Annotated in this window: 20 protein-coding genes; 14 read left to right on the forward strand and 6 right to left on the reverse strand. The window is 62.2% G+C overall.

Translation table 11 applies throughout. From position 1 onward, the window contains the following. The first annotated feature begins 160 nt into the window (after window positions 1-160). The 6 genes from GTP69_RS01070 to GTP69_RS01095 are packed head-to-tail and all read left to right on the forward strand — an operon-like array spanning window position 161 to window position 7,469. On the forward strand, window positions 161-400 hold the full coding sequence (locus GTP69_RS01070; protein WP_161053138.1) for a hypothetical protein: 240 nt from the start codon (window positions 161-163) through the stop codon (window positions 398-400). Beyond that, window positions 397-915: a (2Fe-2S)-binding protein gene (locus tag GTP69_RS01075; RefSeq protein ID WP_161053139.1), complete on the forward strand. Its 519-nt coding sequence runs from the start codon at window positions 397-399 to the stop codon at window positions 913-915. Before GTP69_RS01070 ends, GTP69_RS01075 begins: the two co-directional genes overlap by 4 nt. Further along, window positions 912-1,934: an FAD binding domain-containing protein gene (locus tag GTP69_RS01080; RefSeq protein ID WP_161053140.1), complete on the forward strand. Its 1,023-nt coding sequence runs from the start codon at window positions 912-914 to the stop codon at window positions 1,932-1,934. Before GTP69_RS01075 ends, GTP69_RS01080 begins: the two co-directional genes overlap by 4 nt. Before the next feature lie 52 nt (window positions 1,935-1,986). Further along, window positions 1,987-4,197, forward strand: a complete 2,211-nt coding sequence (locus GTP69_RS01085; RefSeq protein WP_229260781.1) for a xanthine dehydrogenase family protein molybdopterin-binding subunit — start codon at window positions 1,987-1,989, stop codon at window positions 4,195-4,197. A 51-nt stretch (window positions 4,198-4,248) separates the two neighbouring features. Then, a complete protein-coding gene (locus tag GTP69_RS01090) occupies window positions 4,249-6,321 on the forward strand; it encodes a TonB-dependent siderophore receptor (RefSeq protein ID WP_161053142.1) in 2,073 nt (690 codons plus the stop codon). After that, window positions 6,318-7,469 (forward strand): acetyltransferase domain-containing protein, encoded by a 1,152-nt coding sequence (locus tag GTP69_RS01095; RefSeq protein ID WP_161053143.1) that lies wholly within the window; start codon window positions 6,318-6,320, stop codon window positions 7,467-7,469. The genes GTP69_RS01090 and GTP69_RS01095 overlap by 4 nt, the downstream gene beginning before the upstream one ends. Here GTP69_RS01095 and GTP69_RS01100 read toward each other — a convergent pair. Next, on the reverse strand, window positions 7,460-8,356 hold the full coding sequence (locus tag GTP69_RS01100; RefSeq protein WP_161053144.1) for a LysR substrate-binding domain-containing protein: 897 nt from the start codon (window positions 8,354-8,356) through the stop codon (window positions 7,460-7,462). The two genes, GTP69_RS01095 and GTP69_RS01100, sit on opposite strands and share 10 nt — an antisense overlap. An 87-nt stretch (window positions 8,357-8,443) precedes the next feature. On the opposite strand from GTP69_RS01100, the gene GTP69_RS01105 reads away from it, so the two are divergent. Beyond that, a complete protein-coding gene (locus GTP69_RS01105) occupies window positions 8,444-9,505 on the forward strand; it encodes a tartrate dehydrogenase (RefSeq protein WP_161053145.1) in 1,062 nt (353 codons plus the stop codon). Here GTP69_RS01105 and GTP69_RS01110 read toward each other — a convergent pair. Both GTP69_RS01110 and GTP69_RS01115 read right to left on the reverse strand, forming a co-directional pair. After that, window positions 9,498-10,796, reverse strand: a complete 1,299-nt coding sequence (locus GTP69_RS01110) for a cation:proton antiporter (RefSeq protein ID WP_161053146.1) — start codon at window positions 10,794-10,796, stop codon at window positions 9,498-9,500. The genes GTP69_RS01105 and GTP69_RS01110 overlap by 8 nt on opposite strands. Window positions 10,797-10,823: 27 nt before the next feature. Further along, window positions 10,824-11,384 carry a flavin reductase family protein gene (locus GTP69_RS01115; RefSeq protein WP_161053147.1) on the reverse strand — a complete coding sequence of 187 codons (561 nt, stop codon included), beginning with the start codon at window positions 11,382-11,384 and terminating at the stop codon, window positions 10,824-10,826. 76 nt (window positions 11,385-11,460) lie between these two features. On the opposite strand from GTP69_RS01115, the gene GTP69_RS01120 reads away from it, so the two are divergent. The 3 genes from GTP69_RS01120 to GTP69_RS01130 all read left to right on the forward strand — a co-directional run bounded on the left by GTP69_RS01120 (window position 11,461) and on the right by GTP69_RS01130 (window position 14,160). Continuing rightward, the gene (locus GTP69_RS01120; protein ID WP_161053148.1) at window positions 11,461-11,907 is read left to right on the forward strand and encodes a nuclear transport factor 2 family protein; all 447 of its coding nucleotides are present in this window, start codon (window positions 11,461-11,463) and stop codon (window positions 11,905-11,907) included. After that, on the forward strand, window positions 11,907-12,593 hold the full coding sequence (locus GTP69_RS01125; protein ID WP_161053149.1) for a pentapeptide repeat-containing protein: 687 nt from the start codon (window positions 11,907-11,909) through the stop codon (window positions 12,591-12,593). The genes GTP69_RS01120 and GTP69_RS01125 overlap by 1 nt, the downstream gene beginning before the upstream one ends. 97 nt (window positions 12,594-12,690) lie before the next feature. Then, complete coding sequence (locus GTP69_RS01130; RefSeq protein WP_161053150.1) at window positions 12,691-14,160, forward strand: pectate lyase family protein; 1,470 nt, start codon at window positions 12,691-12,693, stop codon at window positions 14,158-14,160. Here the strand turns inward: GTP69_RS01130 and GTP69_RS01135 are convergent. From GTP69_RS01135 to GTP69_RS01145, 3 genes are all read right to left on the reverse strand, one after another. After that, window positions 14,147-14,668 (reverse strand): thioesterase family protein, encoded by a 522-nt coding sequence (locus GTP69_RS01135; RefSeq protein ID WP_202424253.1) that lies wholly within the window; start codon window positions 14,666-14,668, stop codon window positions 14,147-14,149. The two genes, GTP69_RS01130 and GTP69_RS01135, sit on opposite strands and share 14 nt — an antisense overlap. Window positions 14,669-14,994: 326 nt before the next feature. After that, entirely contained in the window at window positions 14,995-16,383 is a 1,389-nt protein-coding gene (gene bcaP / locus GTP69_RS01140; protein ID WP_308494403.1) for a branched-chain amino acid transporter BcaP, read from the reverse strand. Window positions 16,384-16,527: 144 nt separating this feature from the next. Next, on the reverse strand, window positions 16,528-17,625 hold the full coding sequence (locus GTP69_RS01145; protein WP_161053152.1) for a sugar diacid recognition domain-containing protein: 1,098 nt from the start codon (window positions 17,623-17,625) through the stop codon (window positions 16,528-16,530). Window positions 17,626-17,754: 129 nt separating this feature from the next. Here GTP69_RS01145 and GTP69_RS01150 point away from each other — a divergent pair, with 129 nt between their 5' ends. The 4 genes from GTP69_RS01150 (at window position 17,755) to GTP69_RS01165 (ending at window position 21,792) form a co-directional block, all read left to right on the forward strand. Further along, entirely contained in the window at window positions 17,755-19,080 is a 1,326-nt protein-coding gene (locus GTP69_RS01150) for an MFS transporter (RefSeq protein WP_161053153.1), read from the forward strand. Between the two features lie 9 nt (window positions 19,081-19,089). Further along, window positions 19,090-20,241 (forward strand): glycerate kinase, encoded by a 1,152-nt coding sequence (locus tag GTP69_RS01155; protein WP_161053154.1) that lies wholly within the window; start codon window positions 19,090-19,092, stop codon window positions 20,239-20,241. A 103-nt stretch (window positions 20,242-20,344) separates the two neighbouring features. Continuing rightward, complete coding sequence (locus GTP69_RS01160) at window positions 20,345-20,857, forward strand: sigma-70 family RNA polymerase sigma factor (protein ID WP_161053155.1); 513 nt, start codon at window positions 20,345-20,347, stop codon at window positions 20,855-20,857. Continuing rightward, complete coding sequence (locus tag GTP69_RS01165; protein WP_161053156.1) at window positions 20,854-21,792, forward strand: FecR domain-containing protein; 939 nt, start codon at window positions 20,854-20,856, stop codon at window positions 21,790-21,792. The genes GTP69_RS01160 and GTP69_RS01165 overlap by 4 nt, the downstream gene beginning before the upstream one ends. The last annotated feature ends 70 nt before the right edge of the window (window positions 21,793-21,862 follow it).

Consider the following 21,862-nt stretch of genomic DNA (forward strand, 5'->3'; position numbering starts at 1 on the left):
GCATGTCCTGAAGTTTGGAACATGATGGGACGCGCTCGCCCTCTCTGTCTGTTAGTGCGCGCACTCATCCAGGCTGCGGCTGGCAGCTGTGAGATGGCGTACATACTGGCCGTAGCTGATCGGCGATGCTGCCATGTCATCAACAAAGAAATGCGCAACCATGAATTGGCTCGATCTGCTGCAATGGCCGGCCATGGCCGTAACCGTCGGGGCGGGACTGCTGGTCGGCTCCCGCGTGTCAGTGCGGCGCAAGGCCGGCTTTATCGCTTTCCTGCTGAGTAACGCGCTGTGGATCGCGTGGGGCTGGCACGACGACGCCTGGGCCTTGATCGCCCTGCAGCTTTGCCTGATGGTGACCAATGTGCGCGGTATCCTGAAAAACGAAGAAGGAGTCTCATGACCACTTATCCTGTGCGGCTGCAGCTCAATGGCGAGTCGCGGCAATTTGAAGTAGAAGCGTGGGTGACGTTGCTGGACCTGCTGCGCGACCGTGCAGGCCTGACCGGCACCAAGAAGGGCTGCGACCATGGCCAGTGCGGCGCTTGCACGGTGCTGGTCGGCGGCAAACGTATCAATTCCTGCCTGACGCTGGCCGTCATGCAGGATGGCCGCGACGTCACCACCGTGGAAGGACTGGCGGATGGCATGCAGCTGCACCCCTTACAGCAGGCCTTCATCGAGCATGACGCCTTCCAGTGCGGTTACTGTACGCCGGGCCAGCTGTGTTCCGCCGTCGGCCTGATGAACGAAGGCGAGGCGAAGACGGTGGCCGAGGTGCGTGAGCTGATGAGCGGGAACATCTGCCGATGTGGCGCCTATCCGGGCATTGTCGCGGCGGTGACGGAAGTCATGGGACTGGCGCAGCACGAAGACGATCCCGATCGCCCGTATTTGCCTGGCACGGTGCCGGCATGAATCCGATCGCCTATTTCCGTGCCGCCGACGCCAACGAGGCGTTGGCGCATGCCGTTGGCGGCGCGCGCTTTATCGCCGGCGGCACCAATCTGATCGATTTGATGAAGGAATTCGTGATGCGGCCGGCGGCGCTGGTCGATATCAACGGCCTGTCGCTAGGCGATATCGCGCCGACCGCCGATGGCGGCTTGCTGCTCGGCGCGACCGCGCGCAACGCCGATACCGCCTATCATCCGCTGGTGCGCCAACGCTATCCGCTGTTGACGGCGGCGATACTGGCAGGCGCATCGCCGCAGATCCGCAATATGGCCAGCAACGGCGGCAACCTGCTGCAACGCACGCGTTGCCATTATTTTTACGATGTGGCGACGCCTTGCAACAAGCGCGCGCCGGGCAGCGGCTGCTCCGCCATCGGCGGCCTGACGCGCCAGCAGGCGATTCTCGGCGCTAGTCCGCAATGCATCGCCGTGCATCCGTCCGATATGTGCGTGGCGCTGGCGGCGTTGGGCGCCATCGTGCATGTGAGTTCAGCAGGGGGCGAGCGGCAAATTGACTTCGCCGATTTCCATCGCCTGCCGGGCGACCAGCCGGAACGCGACACCACGCTGGAGCCGGGAGACCTGATTACACATATCGAGTTGCCGCCAGCTGCGCAATTTGCGGCGCATTCAGCCTACCTGAAATTTCGCGATCGGGCCTCGTATGCGTTTGCGCTGGTTCCCGTGGCCGCAGCGCTGGATATCGGCGACGACGGTGTGGTGCGCGAAGCGCGCATTGCGCTGGGCGGCGTGGCGCACAAGCCTTGGCGCGTGTTGGCGGCGGAGGCGCTGCTGGCCGGGCAGCAGCCATCGGCGGCGTTGTTCGCGTCAGCGGCCAATGCCTTACTGGCCGGTGCGCAGGGGCAGGGCGAGAACGACTTCAAAATCGATATGGCACGCCGCGCCGTGGTGCGCGCGCTGGAACAGGCCGTGGCTGGAACATATGACAATACAGGGAGCGAACGTGACAGAGTTGATTGAAGCACTTCGAACACCTTCCGCGGATGAGGGCACGGGCGCGGTCACCATCGGCATGGCGGTGTCGCGCGTGGATGGCCGCGATAAGGTGACCGGACAGGCGCGCTACGCGGCCGAGTATACGGCTGAAGGGTTGCTGTACGGCGTGGTAGTCAGCGGCACGATTCCGCGCGGCCGTATCACCGCCATTCGCGCCGACGCCGCATTGGCGGTGGGCGGCGTGCTGGAGGTAATTACGCACCTGAACCGGCCACGCATCCGTTCCTTCGACATCTTCTACAAAGATATGACGGCGCCGGGCGGCTCGCCATTCCGTCCGCTGTATGACGACAAGATCGCCTACAGCGGCCAGCCGGTGGCGCTGGTGGTGGCCGATACGTTTGAAGCGGCTCGCTACGCGGCGCGGCTGGTGGAGGTGGACTATGAAGTCGAACCGCACGCCACCTCGCTGGCTGAAAATCGCGAACGCTCCTACACGCCAAGCCGCATGAAGGCCGGCTTCACGCCGCCGCCCAAGCCCAAAGGCCATGCCGACGAAGTGTGGGAGAAAGCCACGGTCAAGATCGAAGGCGAGTATTACAGCGGCGTGGAGCACCACAATCCGATGGAGATGTTCGCCAGCACGGTGATCCGCGACGCCGACGGCCACCTGACGATCTACGACAAGACGCAAAGTTCGCAGAACAGCCGCTGGTACGTATCGCACGTTTTCGGCCTGGGCAAGGACAAGGTCACGGTACGCAATCCCTACGTGGGTGGCGCGTTTGGTTCCGGCCTGCGTCCGCAGTACCAGTTGCCGCTGGCGGTATTGGCGGCGCTCAAGCTGGAACGCTCGGTGAGGGTAGTGCTGACGCGCCAGCAGATGTTCACCTTCGGCCATCGGCCGGAGACCTTGCAGCGCGTGCGCTTGGCTGCAGAGGCGGATGGCACGCTGACCTCCATTATTCACGAAGCGGTGGCCGAAACCTCGCGTATGGAGGATTACGTGGAGGTGGTGGTCAACTGGTCCGGCGAGCTGTATGCATGTGAACACGTGCGGCTGGGCTACCATCTGGTGGACCTGGATCACGCCAGCCCGATGGACATGCGCGCGCCTGGCGCCGCCCACGGCGTGTATGCGCTGGAAGTGGCGATGGATGAATTGTCCTACGCGCTGAAGATGGACCCGCTGGCGCTGCGCCTGAAGAATTACGCCGACATCGATCCATCACGTGGCCTGCCGTACTCCACCAAGGAGCTGCGCGCGTGCTATCAGCAAGGCGCCGAAAGATTCGGCTGGGACAAACGTCCGCTGGAACCAGGCACCATGCGCGAGGGCCGCGAGTTGATCGGTTGGGGCATGGCGACCGGCATGTGGGACGCGATGCAGATGTTTGCGCGCGCCAGCGCCGTGCTGCATGCGGATGGCTCGCTGGTGGTCAGCAGCGCCGCAACCGATATCGGCACCGGCACTTACACTGCCATGAGCATCATCGCGGCTGACGCTTTGGGCCTGCCGCTGGAGCAGGTGCGCTTCCAGTTGGGCGATTCTACGCTGCCGGTGGCGCCGATCGAAGGCGGCTCGTCGCATGTGGCGACGGTCGGCTCGGCGGTGCAGGGCGTTTGCGAGAAATTGCAGAGGAAGCTGTTCAAGCTGGCCAAGAAGTTGCCTTCATCGCCTCTGGCAAAGGCACGCTTTGACGATATCGAGTTTTCCGGCGGGGCGTTGCGCGTGTCGTCGCAACCTGGTGTGGCCGTGGCGATTACAGAAATCCTGGCTGGCAGCGGCGAGCAGCGGCTGGAAGAGAAGTATCTGATGCTGCCGAATATGCTCAAGCAGATGAAGTATCAACGCTCGACGCATTCGGCGGTGTTCTGCGAAGTGCGCGTCGATCCGGAATTCGGCACGGTGCGCGTGACGCGTGTGGTCAGCGCCATTGCAGCGGGCCGCATCATCAACGCCAAGACGGCGCGCAGCCAGATTATCGGCGGCGTGGTGTGGGGCATCGGTCAGGCGCTGCACGAGGAGACCTTGTGCGATCACCGGCTGGGCCGCTTCATGAACCATAGCCTGGGTGAGTATCACGTCTCCGTCAATGCCGACATCCACAATATCGACGTCATCTTCGTGCAAGAGGATGACCGGATCGTCAGCCGCATTGGCGCCAAGGGCGTCGGCGAGATCGGATTGGTCGGCGTGGCGGCGGCGGTGTCTAACGCTATTTACCACGCCACCGGAAAGCGTGTGCGCAGTACGCCGATCACGCCTGACAAATTAATGCAATAGTGTTGCATTTGTGTATAATGCAGCCGACTTGCATTAATGAATGGAGCTTTCATGTCGGCTGTACGATCTTCCCGCCTGGCGGTGTGCCTGGCTGCTGTCTATCCTTTTATGGCGTTTGCGGACGATGTGGTGGAAATCACCGGCGCACGCCAACCGTATCGCAGCCTTTCCGCCACCGGCGCCACCAAGACCGAAACCGATTTGAGGGATCTGCCGCAAAGCGCGCGCGTGCTGACTTCCGACATGCTGCGCGACGCCGGCGTGAGCCGCTTTGCGGATGCGCTGGAACTGGGCAGCGGGATTTCGCGCCAGAGTAATTTCGGCGGCGTGTGGGATAGCTACGCGGTGCGCGGCTTTACCGGCGATCCTAATTATGGTTCCGATTTCCTGGTCAACGGCTTCAGTTCCAGCCGTGGCTACAATGGCTTGCGCGACAGCGCCAATATCGGCAGCATCGAGATTCTGAAAGGCCCGGCCGCCGCGCTGTATGGACGTGGCGAGCCAGGTGGTGTCATCAATATCACCACGCGCAAGCCGTTGTTTCAACCGTCATACACGCTGGAACAGTCGTTCGCTTCGCACCAGACCTATCGCAGCGCGGTGGACTTGACCGGGCCTTTGAGCGATAGCGTGGCCTATCGCCTCAACGCGGCCTATGAAAAGGGCGACAGCTTCCGCGATACTTTATCGTCCAAACGGCACATGGTGTCGCCGTCGATCATATGGCGTCTATCGGACAGCACTACACTGTCGTACGAACTGGAAGCCTTCGAGCAGCAAGCCTATTTTGACCGCGGCGTGGTAGCGGTGAAGGGCGTGCTGGGACTGATCCCGAATTCGCGCTTCTTGGGAGAACGTGCCGATGGCCCGATGACGGTCAAGTCTAGCGGCCACCAGTTCTTTGTGCAGCATGATTTCAACGATATGTGGTCGCTGCAAAGCGGGCTGTCGTACCGCAGCAGTTCGATGATGGGCTTCTCGACCGAAGCGTCGGCCTTGCAGTCGGACGGCCATACGCTGTGGCGCCAGCGCCGCTATCGCGATTTTTCGGCGCAGGACTGGTCCGGCCGCGTGGAGCTGCTGGGCAAGCTCGGTGCGCACCATGTGTTGGTGGGCGTGGACGGCTACCGCTTCGTCGACGACCGCCTGCAATTGCGCAAGAGCCCCAATGCAGCGGCGCCTTACGCCATCGATATCTACGCTCCGGTATATGGCGGCGCGCAGCCGACGGTGCTGGGCCCATCGATCAACACCAGCGAACAGCAATGGCAGACGGCGTTTTACGCGCAGGACCAGATCGACTTGGCCGCGCAGTGGAAGGCGCTGGTTGGCGTGCGGCGCGATGCATATCGTCAGACCATCACCAACTACAACCGCAGCGGCTTGCAGAACCATCAGACGCTGGACGCCACCAGTCCGCGCGTCGGCATCGTATATCAGCCGGACCGGCAGGTATCGCTGTACGCGTCGGCCGGCAAGTCGTTCCGGCCTAACAGCGGCATCGGCATCAATAACGAGTCCTTCCCGGCCGAGAGCAGCCAAGCCTACGAGACCGGCGTCAAATTCGATACGGCATACGGCAAGGTAAGCAGCACGCTGGCGGTGTATTCGATCAAAAAGAAGAATGTGCTGACGCTGAATCCGATCGATACCAACTTCTCGCTGGCCGCCGGTGAAGTCGGCAGCAAGGGCGTGGAGTTGGACGTGGCAGGCCAGATCGCGCGCCAGCTGCAATTGTCGCTGTCGTATGCCTACACCGACGCCAAGGTCTTGCGCGACAATGTGCTGGCTGTGGGCGGCCGGCTGGCTAATGTGCCGAAGCAGAGCGCTAATCTGCTGCTGGTGCAGGAGCTTAGTCTGGGCGGCCAGCGCGCTTCCTTCGGCGGAGGCATTAACTACGTCGGCGAGCGCAATGGCGACGTGGCAGTCAGCAGTACCTTCAAGCTGCCGGCTTATACGACGGCGCGGCTGGTGTCGTCCTATTCGCCGACAAAGAAAGTGCGCTTGTCGCTGGATGTCGATAATCTGCTCAACAAAGTGTACTATCCCAGCTCCTATCAGCAAACCTGGGTGGCGCCCGGCGAAGACCGCCGCCTGACCCTGAAAATCGAATACAAGCTATGACCGGTATAAGTATGCGCAGCCAGCGCGTGGCGTCCATCGACGTGATGCGCGGGCTGGTCATGATGATCATGATGGTGGACCACGTCCGCGAAACCTTCTTCCTGCGCTGGCAGGTCAGCGATCCGATGAATGTGGCGGAAACCGAGCCGGAACTGTTCTTCAGCCGTCTTGCCGCACATTTTTGCGCGCCGATGTTTGTGTTCCTGACGGGCTTGTCGGCTTGGCTGTATGCACATCCATCGGCCGGCCCGCGTTCGCCGGCCGGCTTCCTGTTCAAGCGTGGCCTGTTCCTGGTGGCGCTGGAAATCTGCGTGGTCAGCGTGGCCTGGAGCGGCCGCGTGCCACCGGCCACCATTTACCTGCAAGTGATCTGGGTGATCGGGCTGTCGATGATTGCCTTGGCGTTGCTGCACCGGTTGCCGCGCGGAGTGCTGATTGCGCTGGGCCTCGCCATCGTCTTCGGCCACAACGCGTTGACGCCGATCGCATTCCGGCCGGGCGACGCCGGCTATATTCCGTGGACCATCCTGCACGACCGTGGCTGGCTGGTGGCGGAAGGCGCGTTGAAGATTAAGGTCAGCTATCCGCTGCTGCCGTGGATCGGCGTGATTGTGCTGGGCTACGCCGCCGGGCCGTGGTACGCGGCCGCCACCGCGCCGGCCGAGCGCCGCAAGCTGCTGCTGCGGGCCGGCGTCGTTGCGCTGGCGTTGCTGGCGGTCCTGCGTGGCCTGAATATCTACGGCGAGACGCTGCCATGGCAGCCGCAGGGTGACGCGCTGCACACGTTCATGTCGTTCCTCAACGTGACCAAGTATCCGCCATCGCTGGCGTTCCTGCTATTGACGCTGGGCGTGGGCTTGCTGGTGCTGGCTTGGCTGGAACAGCGGGATAACTGGTTCCTGCGCACGTGTGCCACGTTTGGCGGCGCGCCGATGTTCTACTATCTGCTGCACCTGTACGTTCTGCTGGCGATGCAGATGCTGGCCGTGGCCTGGCAGGGCGCGAACTACGGCCAGCGCTATGAGTTCGACAGTCTGTGGCAGGTGTGGGCATTGACCGCCGTGCTGATACCGCTGCTGTATTGGCCGTGCCGCGCCTTCGGCCAGTTCAAGCGCCGCACCACTATGGCGTGGGTGCGCTATCTCTGAGCGAGTTGCTGTTCCATGAACTCGACGCACACGCGCACCTTGGCCGAACCCGCAAGCCGTTGCGGGTAGACTGCCCATACGTTGGCGCTCTGCGTGTACTGCGGCAGCACCTGCACCAGTTCTCCGCTGGCCAGATGCGGTTGCGCGTCCCAGTGCGAACGCAGCACGATGCCGGCGCCGGCCACCGCCCATTGCAGCGCGATCTCGCCGTGATTGGATGACAGCGATCCAGTGACTTTCACTTTTTCTTCCGTGCCGCCGCTATGCAGCGTCCACACGCCGAACGGCAGGTCGCGCTCCTTGATGGCCAGGCAGTTGTGGCCCGCCAGTTCCTGCAGGCTGCGCGGCGTGCCATGCCGCTTCAGGTAGGCCGGCGAGGCGCACAGGATGCGGTGATTCGCCATCAGTTTACGGGCGATGAGATGCGGCGCGATCTCGTCGCCGACGCGGATGTCGAGGTCAAAGCCTTCTGCGACGATATCGACCAGGCGGTCGAACACTTCAAACCGCACTTGCAGCGACGGATGCTCCGCCACCAGCCGCGCCACCACCGGCGCCACCACGTTGCGGCCGAAGCCAAAGCTGCTGCTGATGCGCAGCAGGCCACGCGGAACGTCGCGCCGTTCGGCCATTTCGTGCAGCAGGCTGTCGAGGTTTTCCAGGATGGTCATGGCGTGTGCATACACGCGTTCACCGTCTTCGCTGACGATCACGCGGCGCGTGGTGCGGTGGAACAGCTTTACACCCAGCATCTGCTCCAGGATGCCAATCCGCTTACTGACGTAGGCCGGCGACATGCCCAGTTCCTCGGCCGCCGCCGCAAAGCTGGCCTTGCGCGCCGCAGTTGCAAAGACGCGCAGGTCTTCGTTGTCTATACGATTATCCACGATATGTGTTCCATGGCTTTACATTTGAGCTAATTATAAACGACGAAAACCGGTTTATGCTGTGGCTTTCCATGAAGGAGAGCGGACATGAAGGTACATAAAATCGCAGTGCTGGCAGGCGACGGCATCGGCAAGGAAGTGATGCCGGAAGGGATACGCGCGGTGGATGCGGCAGCGAAGCGTTTCAACATCGGCATCGAGTGGACCAGCTTTGAGTGGCCAAGCTGCGACTACTATCTGAAGCACGGCAAGATGATGCCGGACGACTGGAAGGAGCAGCTGGACGGCTACGACGCGCTGTTCTTCGGCGCCGTCGGCTGGCCGGACACGGTGCCGGATCATGTGTCGCTGTGGGGATCGCTGCTGAAGTTCCGCCGCCAGTTCGACCAGTACATCAATCTGCGGCCGGTGCGTTTGCTGCCTGGCGTGCCTTGCCCGCTGGCGAACAAAAAGCCGGGCGATATCGATATGATGATCGTCCGCGAGAATACGGAAGGCGAATACTCCAGCGTCGGCGGCCGCATGTTTGAGGGCACCGATCGCGAGTTCGTGCTGCAGGAAGCTATCTTTACCCGCACCGGCGTGGACCGCGTGCTGAAGTTCGCGTTTGAGCTGGCACAGAAGCGGCCGAAGAAGCATCTCACTTCCGCCACCAAGTCCAACGGTATTTCGATCAGCATGCCGTACTGGGACGAGCGCGTGGATGCGATGGGCGTAGGCTATCCGGAGGTCCGGCACGACAAGTACCATATCGATATCCTGGCTGCGCGCTTCGTGCTGTCGCCGGAGCGTTTTGACGTTGTGGTGGCGTCCAACCTGTTCGGCGATATCCTGTCCGACCTGGGGCCGGCTTGCGCTGGCACGATCGGCATTGCGCCATCGGCTAACCTGAATCCGGAGCGCAGCTTCCCGTCGCTGTTTGAACCGGTGCACGGTTCGGCGCCGGATATCTATGGCCAGAACATCGCCAATCCGATTGCCATGATCTGGTGCGGCGCCATGATGCTGGACTTCCTGGGCTACACCGAGGCGCATGACGCCATGGTGGCGGCGGTGGAGAGCTGTCTGGTCGACGGTCCGCGCACGCCCGATATGGGCGGTACGGCCAGCACCACCGAAGTAGGCGTGGCGATCGCGGCGACTATTTAGCGTCGTCGATCAGCGGCTTGACGCTGAAGCCGTGCACCAGTATCGACAGCATGATGACGCCCAGCGAGATGCCGATTAGCTGCCGCGCCAGCGCGGCCGGCAAGCCGGCCTGCATCGCAAACACCAGGTAGAAGATGGAGCCGATGCCGCGCACGCCGAACCAGCCTATCATGGCGCGCATCCGCTTGCCGGTGCCGCTGCCCATCAACCCCACGTAGACGGCCAGCGGCCGCGCCACGACGAACAGGAAGGAGGCCACGCCGATGGTTTCGTAAGGCAGGTCGCGCAGCGAGATCATGCCGCCCAACAGCAGCACCAGCGTCAGTTCGGACAGGCGCTCCAGGTGCTCCTTGAACACCAGCGACTCCGCGCTGACCACTTGCGGCACGTCGTTGGTTTCGCTGTCTTGCGCCACCTGCGATTTGGCCAGTTCCGGTTCGCGCAGGCCGTGGCGGTCTTTCGGTGCGCCGGCCAGCTTCAATTCAGTCTGGCGCAGCGCGACGGCAGCGAAGAACACCGCCAAGAAGCCGGAGGCCTTGACCAGGCTGGCGGCGCTGAAGACGATGGCGATCAATCCCAACGCCACCAGATCGTCCATGATTTCGTGGCGCGGCTTGATCACGCGCAGTTGCCAACTGATGCGCGCCACCGCAGCCCCGGCCGCGCCGCCGATCAGCAGAGCGCCGGCGGTGGCCCACAGTACGTCCACTGACAGCCATTGGAGCAGATGCGCGCCGATATCGTCTGTATCCTTCATGTGCAGCATGCCGAGGCCCAGCAGCACGAAGGGGAAGGCGCTGCCGTCGTTCATGCCGGCTTCACAGGTGAGGTTGAAGCGTAGTTCGTCCTTGTCGCCGGCATGGCGCACTTGTACGTCGGTGGCCAGTACCGGATCGGTGGGGGCCAGAATGCCGCCTAACAGAATGGCGGCGCCGGCCGGCATGTGCAGCACATAGTAGGCGAACAGCGCGACCAGGCCGACCGTCAGCGTCATCGACACCCAGGCCAGACGCAGCGGCGCGTTCCAGCGCGCCAGCTTGAACGGCACCGGCATTTTGACGCCGGCAGAGAACAGGGAAATCAGCAGTGCAATCTGCGCCAGCATTTCCAGCAGCGCGGATTCCTTGGTGGGGTCGAAGCGGAACAGGTTAAGGCAACTGGGTCCGAGCAGCATGCCCACCGCCAGGTAGACAATCGCGGAGGTGAACGGCGAACGCGAAATCGTCGTCGCCGCCAGGCCGCGCGCCAGCATCAATGCGCCGATCAGCAGGAACCATCCGTAGGTGCTCATGGCGTCTCCTCGGCCGCTTGCACGGCGTTAGCGGCGCTGGTTGGGGTAGCGCTCCAGCGTGGCGATCTCGCGGCCGGAGACCATGAATTCACCGTCGCCCCGGTAGTGTAGCGTTTTCGGTAGCCTGGGTGTGGTGGCGACGTGCGCGCGCACCACCTCCCAGACGAACAGCGGGTGATTGGGATTGGGATGGGTGTCGGCCAGCCGGCATTCGAAGCTGGCGTAGCATTCGGCGATCAATGGCGCAGCGACTTCTTCGGCCGGTGCGGTGGTCAGGCCGAACAGGGCGAATTTGTCCTGGTCTGCACCGCTGCAGTTGCCTATGCCGATGACTTGTTCCAGCAGCTCGGTGGTGGGCAGGTTGATCACGCATTCGCGGCTGTTGACCACCATGTCGTAGCTATGGTTGCTCTCGTCGATATAGCAGCCGAACAGCGCCGGCTGGAAGCCGATCATCATGTGCCAGCCCATGGTCATGATGTTGGTCTTGCCTTGCCACGCGGAGCTGACCAGCACCACCGGCCCAGGCTCCAGCAGGCGGCGGATGTTTGCCACGTCATACGGCTGCTTGCGGTATTTTTTCTTCATGACTTGCAGAATAAGAGGATTTCTTCAAGAAGTCTGTGGGGTAGGGCACGGTGGAGCGGTTATACTCTTCGGCACCATGAAAAAACTCCTGCTCTCTGTTGCGGCCTTGCTGTCGCTGATGGTATCGACGTCGGCTTCCGCCGCGCCTTGCCTGCCGGTCGAGGCGCTGATTGCGCGCGATGCGCAATATGAAGAAGCGCTGCGCGTGGGCGACCTGCTATTCCTGCAAGCGCTGCTGGCCGATGACTATGTCTGGGTGCACTCGCTTGGCTCGGACGTGGAAACGCGGCCGTCGCTGCTGGCGCGGCTGGCCAAGCCGGTAATCTATAAATCCCGCACCACCAGTGATGTGCATGCACACGTGCAGGGCGATACGGTCGTGCTGCGCGGCGTGAGCACCACCGAGCAGTGGAATGCGGATGGTCAGACGTCGCGCAGCAACCGTTATCAGTTCATGCGCACGTATGTGAATGTGGCAGGCCAGTGCAAGCTGCTGTCGGTACAAACTATGAATCTCAAGTGATGGAACAATTGAATACGAACGCCGTCAGCGGCGTGGCGCTGTCGCGCGCCGAACTGGAAGACTATCTGGCGCAAGGCGTGCGCCGTTTCGAAAGCTGCACTTTCGACGATGAAGATCTGTCGCGCCTCGATCTGCGAGGCTGCACGTTTGAACGCTGCACCTTTGCCGGCGCCATCCTGTTTGCCTGCAAGCTGGCGCGCTCGCACTGGCTGCGCTGCCGTGCTGGCGGTGTGGATCTGGAGTCGGTCGACGCGGTCGATGCGCGCTTTGACGGCTGTGATCTGAATAACGCCAAGTGGCGCCGGGCCAAGCTGGCTTCCGCCGCTTTTCATGGCTGTAAGCTGACCGGCGCCTCGTTTGAAGAGGTGGCGCACCTCGGCATTCATTTTGAGGAGTGCCTGCTGGTGGGCGCCGATATGCGCGGCTTTTCGTTCAAAAAGGCAACCTTGAAGGAGCTGGATTTTTCGGAAGCCTACCTGTCCGGCTGCGACTTCCGCGAGGCGGTGTTTGAGGGCGGCAGCCTGCGGAATGCGGTGCTCAAGCTGGCCAAGTTCCAGGGCGCGGATTTGCGGACGACGAATATCGAAGGTGTGCGCCTGACCGAGGTGGGCCTGTTCAAGGGCGCGGTCATTTCTCACGCGCAGGCGGCGGCGTTTTTGCGTGAGCTAGATCTGGTTGTTATATAACTTGTTTAATTTTTCATATGTTGCCATATGGCAATCGTGTTAGGATTGACTTTCAATTCTGATATGGTTGTGAACTTTTCAAATGGGGATTTAACATATGAAGCAGACTTTGATAGGTGCGGCAGTCGCCGTGCTGTTCGCCGGCAGCGCGCAGGCGGCCGATTGGCCGGGCGGTTTTTCCAAATGCGCGGATGAGGGCGGTACCTGCAAAGCGGACAGCAGCGCGCGGCAGGTTTCGTATGGCATCAAGGACAAGTGGGTGATCCAGACGCTGTCTGGCGACGTGGCCTGCAACGTGGCGACGTTTGGTTCGGACCCGTATCCGGGCAAGGACAAAAAGTGCGCGGTGGGGGCGTTGACGACGACGCCAACTCCGACGCCAGCCCCAACGCCAACGCCAACGCCAGCGCCAACGCCTGTACCGACTCCTACGCCTGTTCCAACGCCAGCGCCGGCACCCGCACCGGCCGACGCCACCTACGAGTCAGCGCCAGTCGCCGGCTGGGCGAGCCAGAACGGCGGCACTACCGGCGGCGTTGCGGCTGCCGCATCGGCCATCTACAAAGTCAGCTCCGCCGCGCAACTGGTCGCTGCCGTCAAGGCCCAGGGCGACAAGCCAAAAATCATCAAACTGTATGGCACCATCGACCCGACTGCGGTCGACAACGGTGGGCCTTACACCAGCACCACCGACCAGGCGGCGCGCCTGCAAATCAAATTGGGCAGCAACACCACGCTGATCGGCATGGGCAACGACACGAAACTGGTCAACGCCAACATCGTCATCAACGGCGTGCAGAACGTCATCGTGCGCAACCTGAATATCCAGGCGCCGTGCGACATCGCGCCGGTTTGGGACCCGGATGACGGCAGCGCCGGCAACTGGAATTCGGAGTACGACGGCATCACCGTGCTGGCCTCCAAAAACGTCTGGATCGACCACAACGCCTTTACCGACGCGCCGATGACCGACGATAAGCTGCCGGTGGAAAAAGGCCGCATCAAGCAGTGCCACGACGGCGCGCTGGACGTGAAGAACGGTTCGGACTACGTCACCATCTCCAATAACCGCTTCGAACTGCATCAGAAAAATAACCTGATCGGTTCCTCGGACTCGCGCACCACCGACGATGGCCACCTGACCGTGACCTTCACCGGCAACCACTTCCTCAATGTGAGCGAGCGCGCGCCGCGGGTACGGTTCGGCAAAGTCCACATCTATAACAACTACTTCGAAGGCAGCCGCTCGCACGCCATCTACCCGCACCATTACAGCGTGGGCGTGGGCTATCTGGCCAAGATCATCTCGCAGAACAATGCGTTTGAAGTGGCGGGCGCCAGCACCTGTGCGCACATCGTCACCAATTCCGGCTCGTCGAGCAAGACCGGCGTGTTCACCGACAGCGGCTCGTTGCTGAACAGCGGCGCGCTGGATGCGGCGGGCAAGTGCGGCTACACCGGCGCGGTCGGTTGGACGGTGCCATATGCCGTCACGCCACTGGCTGCATCAGCGGTGAAGGCGGCGGTGTTGAACAACGCCGGCACCGGCAAGATCAGCGTGAAGTAGCTTCTTCCTCGCGCAGCTGAAGGCTCATGCCGTCGCAGCTCTCCGACCACGCAGTCAGCCATTGCGGCAGGGGCGGGGACTGTTCCGGCATGCCGAGGTCGCGCACGATATCGGCCGGGGGCACGGTGCCCTTGGCCGAACGGAACACGCCGCGCATCACCACCACGCCGGCCACGCGGCCATCCTTGACGAAGCGGTGCTCAAGGAAGCTCCATTTGTCGTCCCAGCCGAGCATGCGGGTGTGGAGTTCGAACGATTCAAACACTTTCAGCTCACGGCGGAACTTGCCCCAGGCGTCGCCGACGATGGGCACCGCCTTGTGACGCAGCGCCGTGCGGAAGGCGCCGGTTTTCAGCACATAGTCCATGCGGCCGATATCGGCCAGTGTGAAGTAGCGGCCGTTGGTGACGTGGCGGTTCAGGTCCAGGTCGAGCGGCCACACGCGCATGTGTACCACGGTGGTGGAAAATGGATCGGCATGCTGTCGCCACGGGCGTTTGAGCAGCATCCATATCAGACGAAACCAGAGATTCATGGTGGTATAAGAGGATAGAAAATAGTCTCCACTATAGGCGATGCGCTTCGGCGAAAGTAGACTGTTTCTTCAAGATGCCGACGACGCGATATCCCAGGCGCGCCAAATCCTTGGCGGCTGCTTCCAGCGGTTGCCGTGACGGAGTCGTGAAGAAATAGCACCACAGCATATCCGCCCGCCTGCGCATTGACGGTGTGCGGATGGGTGCTCGCCAATAGAAGCAGGACAGTGAAAAGGCTTTCATTGCGAGAACCTGATGTAAAACTGCCCGCATGGCGCGGGCAGTTTGGGGAAGCGGTTTAGTTCAGCAGCGAGTGCTTGCGGGCGTAGGTGAAGTAGATCACCAGGCCGATCGCCAGCCAGATGCCGAAAGCGACCCAGGTGACCCAGCTCAGGTAGCACATCAGCGTGACGCAGAAGATCACGGCCAGCGCCGGGATCACCGGCACGCCTGGGCAGCGGAAGGCGCGCTTCAGGTCCGGACGTTTCTTGCGCAGGATGACGACGGCGATCGACACCAGGCTGAAGGCGGCCAGCGTGCCGATGTTCACCAGCTCACTCAGGACGTTCAGCGGCACCACGGCGGCCATCAGGCCAAACACGATACCGACGATCCAGGTCGCCAGGAACGGCGTATGAAAGCGCGGGTGTACTTTCGACAGGCGTTTTGGCAGCAGGCCGTCGCGCGACATGGCGTAGATGATGCGGGTCTGGCCATACGCCATCACCAGGATCACGGTGGTCATGCCCAAGATGGCGCCCAGGTCGACAAAGCCGGCGAACCAGTTTTCACCGGCCTTTTGCAGCGCCAGCGTGACCGGGTGGTCGATGCCGAGGAATTCCTTGTACGGCACGATGCCGGTCATGATCGCCGAGACGATCACATACAACACGGTGCAACCGGCCAGCGAGCCGATGATGCCGATCGGCAGATCGCGTTCCGGACGTTTGACCTCTTCCGCCGCCGAGGTCACGGCGTCGAAACCGATGAAGGCGAAGAAAACCAGCGCCGAGGCGCTCAGCATGCCGTTGACGCCATACGGCATGAACGGCTGCCAGTTGGCCGGCGTGACGTGGCGCGCGCCGACGATGATAAACAGCAGCACCACGCCGATCTTGATGACCACCATGACGTTGTTCAGGCGCGCCGATTCGCGCACGCCGATACTCAACATCGCAGTCAGCACCAGCATGATGCACAGCGCCGGCAGGTTGATCAGCGTGTGCACGCCGGGGAGGGCGCCGGGAGCCGCAGTCAACTCGACCGGCAGGTGCCAGCCGAAGCCGGAGATCAGCGATTGGAAGTAGCCCGACCAGCCGACCGACACGGCCGATGTGGCCAGGCCGTATTCCAGCAACAGGTCCCAGCCGATCATCCACGCGGCCAGTTCGCCCAGCGTGGCATAGGAGTAGGTGTAGATGGAGCCAGCCACCGGCACGGTGGAGGCAAATTCGGCGTAGCACAGTGCGGCGAAACCGCAGGCGATGGCCGCTACCACGAACGACAGCGTCAGCGCCGGGCCGGCGGTAACGGCGCCGGTGCCGGTCAACACAAAGATACCCGTACCGACGATAGCGCCGATACCCATCAAGATCAGGTCGAACGGACCAAGTACCTTCGCCAGGCCACCGGGCTTGCCGGCGTTGGCGATCATCTCATCCAGATTCTTCGTTCTAAAAAGGCTCAAAATAGCTCCAGTGCTCTTTGTGTTTTATCGTGTGGCCCAAGGCGCGCCTTGTGGGCTGCTTTTTAGGCAAGCGGGAATAATACAGCATGTTTTACGCATTTCCGAGGGTGTTGTTTTATGTGTATAACCGGCCTTCATTCAGTTTCATTGACTGGACAAGAGCACGGAAATGTAGAGCAAAAAACGGTCTTCCAGGCGTGCCAGATCGAGCCCGGTGATCTCGCCGATGCGGCGCAGGCGGTAGTCCAGCGTGTTGCGGTGGATGTGCAGCGCTTCGGCCGTGGCGGCGGGGTGGCCGTCGTGCGCGAACCAGGTTTCCAGTGTGCGTTGCAGCATATCTTTGTTGCGGCCAAGCTTTTCGATCGGCGCGCGCAGCTGGGCCGCCTGCCAGCCGGTGTCCAGGCCGGAGAGCAGTACAGGCAGTGCGTGGTCGTAGTAACTGTACTGGTGACGGCGTGGATGGCGATTGCGGCCGATGCGCGCGGCGCTCTTGGCGCTCTGGTAGGAAATGGCCACGCCGGCGATGCCCTGCAGCGCGATGCCCATGGTCAGCGTGTGCGGCGACGGGCAGATCTCGCGCACGATGGCGCCCAGCGCGTGCAATTGTTTGTCGTGGCCCGGCGCGTCGAGAAAATCCAGTATCACCAGTTCGTGCGGGCCTGCCGCTGCGGTCAGTGAGGACGGCACGCGTGCTTGCAGCCGCAGTTGCAGCGCTTGAAGGTCGGCGTCTTCCAGCTCTAATAAATAGACAGCGTGCGGACGGTCGAAGCTGACGCCGAGTCGATGTGCCCACGCCTCCAGGTCTGCAATGCTGGCATGTTCGGCGTTGATCAGGTTGAGGACAAAGGCTTCGCGGTAGCGTGAATCGCGTTGCAGCTCGCCGGCCAACTGCGCCTGTTCGAGGATCATTTCGGCTGTCAGGCGTACCAGTTCGCCGAACTGGCGCACCTGGTCCGGCGCGCCGCTCAGGCCTACCGCACCGCACAATTGTCCCTGTACCGTCAGCGGCAGATTGATGCCCGGCTGGGCGCCGTGCAGGTTTTTGGCGCTGGCGTCGTCGATTTCCACCGTCAGTTTCTTGGCCAGCGCCAGCAGGGCGCCGGCGTGCAGTTCGCCGATGCGGGCCGGATTGCCGCTGGCGATAATGCTGCCATTGGCGTCCATCACGTTGACGTTATAGGGAATAATGCGCATGGTGCGGGTAACGATATCCTGCGCCAGCGCCGTGCTGATAATGTTCATGGCGCTTATTTTAGTGCATTTGCCTAAGAATTGAGGGCGAAGATCGGCCAGATTCGGGCGTTGGTCCAATGCTTTTTTGTGATCGATTCCAGATAATCCCGGTATCATTAAAATACACTGGAGACCTGCATGAGCACTTCCACCACCTCTGCCCAGGCGTGGCCGGCGACCGCCGTCCTCGATGGCGCGTACAAAAAAGCCAGCTGGCACCTGATTCCGTTCATCTTCGTCTGCTATCTGTTCAATTACCTGGACCGCGTCAACGTCGGCTTTGCCAAGCTGGAAATGCTCGATGCGCTCAAATTGAGCAATACTGTTTACGGATTAGGCGCGGGTATCTTCTTCATCGGCTACGTGCTGAGTGGCGTGCCGAGTAACCTGATCCTGCATAAAATCGGCGCGCGGCGCTGGATTTCGGTGATGATGATCGCCTGGGGCGCGCTGTCCGCGTGCACCATGTTCGTCAATTCGCCAACCTCGTTCTATGTGGTGCGCTTCTTTACCGGCGTGGCGGAAGCGGGCTTCTTCCCTGGCATGGTGCTGTACTTTACCCACTGGTTCCCGACGCAGAAGCGCGGCCAGGTGATGGCGCTGTTCATGTCGGCGATTCCGATTTCGGGCCTGATCGGCGGTCCGCTGTCCGGCTGGATGCTGTCGCATTTCTCGGTGGGACAGGGCGGCCTGGCCGGCTGGCAGTGGCTGTTCCTGCTGCAAGGCATACCGACCGTGCTGCTGGGCGCCGGCGTATTCTTCTACCTGAACGACGGCATCGCCTCTGCAAAATGGCTGAGCGCCGAAGAAAAATCCGCCATGCAGGCTGCTCTGGCGGCCGATGAGCAGGAGCGCACGGCCGTCAGTAACGTCGGCCAGTCGTTTGGCGCGGTGCTGAAGAACAGCAGCGTGTGGACGCTGGGCGCGATCTACTTCTGCATCCAGATGGGCGTGTATGCAATTAACTTCTGGCTGCCGTCGATTATCAAGTCGCTGGGTTTCGACAATGCGCAGACGGTGGGCTGGCTGAGCGCCATCCCTTACCTGGCTGCCGCTGTGTTCATGGTGTGGGCCGGCCGTTCGGCCGACAAGCATCGCGAGCGCCGCTTCCACGTCAACCTGCCGATGGTCATGGGCCTGATTGGCCTGCTGCTGGCGGCGAACTTCTCCAGCAATCCGCTGATCGTGATGATCGGCTTGAGCATGGCTACCATGGGCGCCTTGACTGCGCTGGCCTTGTTCTGGTCCTTGCCGGCGGCCTTCCTCGGCAGCGCGGCAGCAGCGGGCGGTCTGGCGCTGATTAATTCGCTGGGACAGATTGCCGGTTTTGTCAGCCCGTTCCTGGTTGGCTGGATCAAGGACGCAACCAAGAGCACCGACGTGGCGCTGTACATCCTGTCCAGCGTACTACTGGTCGGCGCCATCCTGGTACTGCGCATTCCTGCAAAACTGGTTAACCGCTAAGAGCTGTATATGAAAATAGTCATCGCACCCGATTCGTTCAAGGAAAGCCTGACCGCGATGGCCGTGGCCAACGAGATCGAGGCTGGCTTCCGCGAGATTTTCCCTGACGCCGACTATCTGAAACTGCCAGTGGCCGATGGCGGCGAAGGCACGGTGCAGGCCATGATCGACGCCAGCGGCGGCAAGCGCGTGGCCTTGCAGGTCACCGGTCCGCTGGGCGAACCGGTATCGGCGTTCTACGGTTTGATGGGCGACGGCCAGACAGCGGTGATCGAAATGGCCGCCGCCAGCGGACTGGAACTGGTGCTGCCGTCGCAACGCAATCCGCTGCGCACCACCAGCTTCGGCACCGGCCAGTTGATACTCAACGCGCTGAACGCCGGCGCGCGCCGCTTTGTGCTGGGCATCGGCGGCAGCGCCACCAATGATGGCGGCGCCGGCATGCTGCAAGCATTGGGTGGCCGTCTGATCGACGCGACCGGCGCCGATCTGGTGCTGGGCGGCGGCGCGTTGAATATGCTGGACCGCATCGACCTGTCCGGACTTGATGCGCGCATCAAGGACTGCGTGTTCGACGTGGCCTGCGATGTGAGCAACCCGTTGGTGGGACCGCAAGGCGCCTCCGCCATCTTCGGCCCGCAGAAGGGCGCCACGCCGGAAATGGTGGCGCGGCTGGATGACAATCTGCGCCACTACGCGCAAGTGATTGAGCGCGACCTTGGCCGGCAAGTGGCCGATGTGCCAGGCGCCGGCGCTGGTGGCGGCATCGGCGCAGCCATGCTGGTATTCCTCGGCGGTAGTCTGCGGCCCGGTAGTGAGATCGTCACGGCGGCGGTAGGCCTGGACGCGGCGGTGGCCGATGCGGACCTGGTCATCACCGGCGAAGGCCGCATCGACGGTCAGACCGTGCACGGCAAAACGCCGGTTGGTGTTGCGCGCGTGGCACAGCGTCACGGCAAGCCGGTGATCGCGATTGCCGGTGGTCTCGGCACCGGTGCGGCTGCGGTGCACGATCACGGCATCGACGCGGTATTCGGCTCCGTCAGCCGTCCGGTCACGGTGGAAGAGGCGATGGCCTCTGCGGCAGCCAATGTCCGCAACGCCGCCCGCAACATCGCCGCCACTTTGCGCATCGGCGCGAAGCTGCGGAGCGATAACTAAAATGAAGGCTGCCATATCCATTTGGTGATGTCTTTTATTTTGGAAGAAGCTTATTTGGATTTGTTCGTTTTATTAAGTGGCCCGCCGTTCTATATTGGCGGCCATGATTACCGTTTCCTTCGCTACCGCCGCGCGCGACCAATTCCTCGGCGGTGAATTCCGCCGCAGTTATGGCTGGCTCACGGCCAGCGTCCATCGCCTGGTCGGCTCGCGCAATGACGCCGAGGATCTGGCGGCATCGGCATTCACCGAACTGGCTGGCATGGAAGACGTCAGCCAGATCCGCCAACCGCGCGCGCTGCTGACCACCATTGCGCGCCGCCTCACTTACGAATTCTGGCGCCGCCGCGACCTGGAGCGCGAATACCTGGAACAACTGGCGCAGGCGCCGGAGTTTTCCGACGCCTCGCCCGAGGATATTTGCGAAGCCATCGACGAACTGCTGCGCATTGACGCAGCACTGCAAAGCATAAGCGCCAAAGCGCGCGAAGCCTTTATTCTCAGCCAGTTCGAGGAGCTGGGCTATGCGGAAATCGCCACTAGACTCTGCGTGTCGGTCAGCATGGTGCGCAAGTACATGGCGCAGGCGTTGACAGCCTGCTGTGCGCTGGCATGAGGCTGGCGCCGGCCGAACATCAGGCGGTGATGTGGGAAGTACGATTGCGCGAAGGCGATGTTGGCGCCTCCGTGCTGGATGAATTCGACCACTGGCGCACAGCGCAAGCCGACAACGAACAAGCCTGGAACGCTTTGCAGCAGCGGCTCTCGCGCATCGGCGGTTCGCACGCGCGCGACGCGTCGGCCATGGCGCATGCCTTGCGCACGCCGGCGACGGAACGCCGCCGCGTGTTGCGTACCGCCTTTGCCATGCTGGTGGTGGGCTGCGGTACGTGGGGCATTCGCGAGGGTCTGCATGGCATGGGCTTCGATGCCGACTGGCGCAGCGCCGTTGGTGAGCGAGGCGAAGGCAAGCTGGCCGACGGCACGCCGCTGGCGTTCGACGCCAATAGCCGCATCTACCTCAGTGGCAGCGCTGCCAGTCCACGTCTGGACCTGAAACAGGGGCAGGTGCTGGTCAAGTCCTGGCCGCAGCGCGACGATCTTCTTAGCGTGGCCACCGATCACGGCACGGTTGCCACCGAGGGCGCGACCTTCAATGTCGGTCGCCTGCATCAGCGCAGCATGGTGTCGGTCAGTGCCGGCAGCGCGCTGCTGCGGACGCATGGCGGGCCACCGGTGCTGGTGTCGGCCGGCGAAACCTTCTACTTCGATCACAAGGGTGTGCAGCAGGCGGAAATGTCGTTTGCCGCTGCCAGCGCGTGGACGCGCGGCGTTTGCGTGGCCGACCGGATGCCTCTGGCTGAGCTGCTGGAGATTTTCGGCCGCTATCGCAAAGGGCTTTTGCGCGTCAGCGGCCGCGCGGCGGCGATGCAGATCAGCGGCGTATTCCGGCTGGAAGATGTCGAACGCGCGCTGATGCAGGTAGTGGATATTTTGCCGGTGCGCGTCAAGCGTTATGGCAGCTATCTGACGGTGCTGAACGCAGTCTGAAAAAATTTTCAATTTGCGGTGTCACTTTCCAATTCTCGATGCACATGGTTGGTGAAGCGCCTCGATCGAG

Source organism: Duganella levis, assembly GCF_009857605.1.
Lineage (GTDB): Bacteria > Pseudomonadota > Gammaproteobacteria > Burkholderiales > Burkholderiaceae_D > Rugamonas > Rugamonas levis.

Bases quoted from the DNA above. Each gene is read 5' to 3' on its own strand.
- GTP69_RS01070 (WP_161053138.1), top strand. From the start codon at position 161: ATGAATTGGCTCGATCTGCTGCAATGGCCGGCCATGGCCGTAACCGTC.
- GTP69_RS01110 (WP_161053146.1), bottom strand. From the start codon at position 10,796: ATGAGCACCTACGGATGGTTCCTGCTGATCGGCGCATTGATGCTGGCG.
- GTP69_RS01085 (WP_229260781.1), top strand. From the start codon at position 1,987: ATGGCGGTGTCGCGCGTGGATGGCCGCGATAAGGTGACCGGACAGGCG.
- GTP69_RS01155 (WP_161053154.1), top strand. From the start codon at position 19,090: ATGAAAATAGTCATCGCACCCGATTCGTTCAAGGAAAGCCTGACCGCG.
- GTP69_RS01165 (WP_161053156.1), top strand. From the start codon at position 20,854: ATGAGGCTGGCGCCGGCCGAACATCAGGCGGTGATGTGGGAAGTACGA.
- GTP69_RS01160 (WP_161053155.1), top strand. From the start codon at position 20,345: ATGATTACCGTTTCCTTCGCTACCGCCGCGCGCGACCAATTCCTCGGC.
- GTP69_RS01150 (WP_161053153.1), top strand. From the start codon at position 17,755: ATGAGCACTTCCACCACCTCTGCCCAGGCGTGGCCGGCGACCGCCGTC.
- GTP69_RS01080 (WP_161053140.1), top strand. From the start codon at position 912: ATGAATCCGATCGCCTATTTCCGTGCCGCCGACGCCAACGAGGCGTTG.
- GTP69_RS01120 (WP_161053148.1), top strand. From the start codon at position 11,461: ATGAAAAAACTCCTGCTCTCTGTTGCGGCCTTGCTGTCGCTGATGGTA.
- GTP69_RS01095 (WP_161053143.1), top strand. From the start codon at position 6,318: ATGACCGGTATAAGTATGCGCAGCCAGCGCGTGGCGTCCATCGACGTG.
- GTP69_RS01090 (WP_161053142.1), top strand. From the start codon at position 4,249: ATGTCGGCTGTACGATCTTCCCGCCTGGCGGTGTGCCTGGCTGCTGTC.
- GTP69_RS01105 (WP_161053145.1), top strand. From the start codon at position 8,444: ATGAAGGTACATAAAATCGCAGTGCTGGCAGGCGACGGCATCGGCAAG.
- GTP69_RS01145 (WP_161053152.1), bottom strand. From the start codon at position 17,625: ATGAACATTATCAGCACGGCGCTGGCGCAGGATATCGTTACCCGCACC.
- GTP69_RS01135 (WP_202424253.1), bottom strand. From the start codon at position 14,668: ATGCTGCTCAAACGCCCGTGGCGACAGCATGCCGATCCATTTTCCACC.
- GTP69_RS01130 (WP_161053150.1), top strand. From the start codon at position 12,691: ATGAAGCAGACTTTGATAGGTGCGGCAGTCGCCGTGCTGTTCGCCGGC.
- GTP69_RS01075 (WP_161053139.1), top strand. From the start codon at position 397: ATGACCACTTATCCTGTGCGGCTGCAGCTCAATGGCGAGTCGCGGCAA.
- GTP69_RS01125 (WP_161053149.1), top strand. From the start codon at position 11,907: ATGGAACAATTGAATACGAACGCCGTCAGCGGCGTGGCGCTGTCGCGC.
- GTP69_RS01115 (WP_161053147.1), bottom strand. From the start codon at position 11,384: ATGAAGAAAAAATACCGCAAGCAGCCGTATGACGTGGCAAACATCCGC.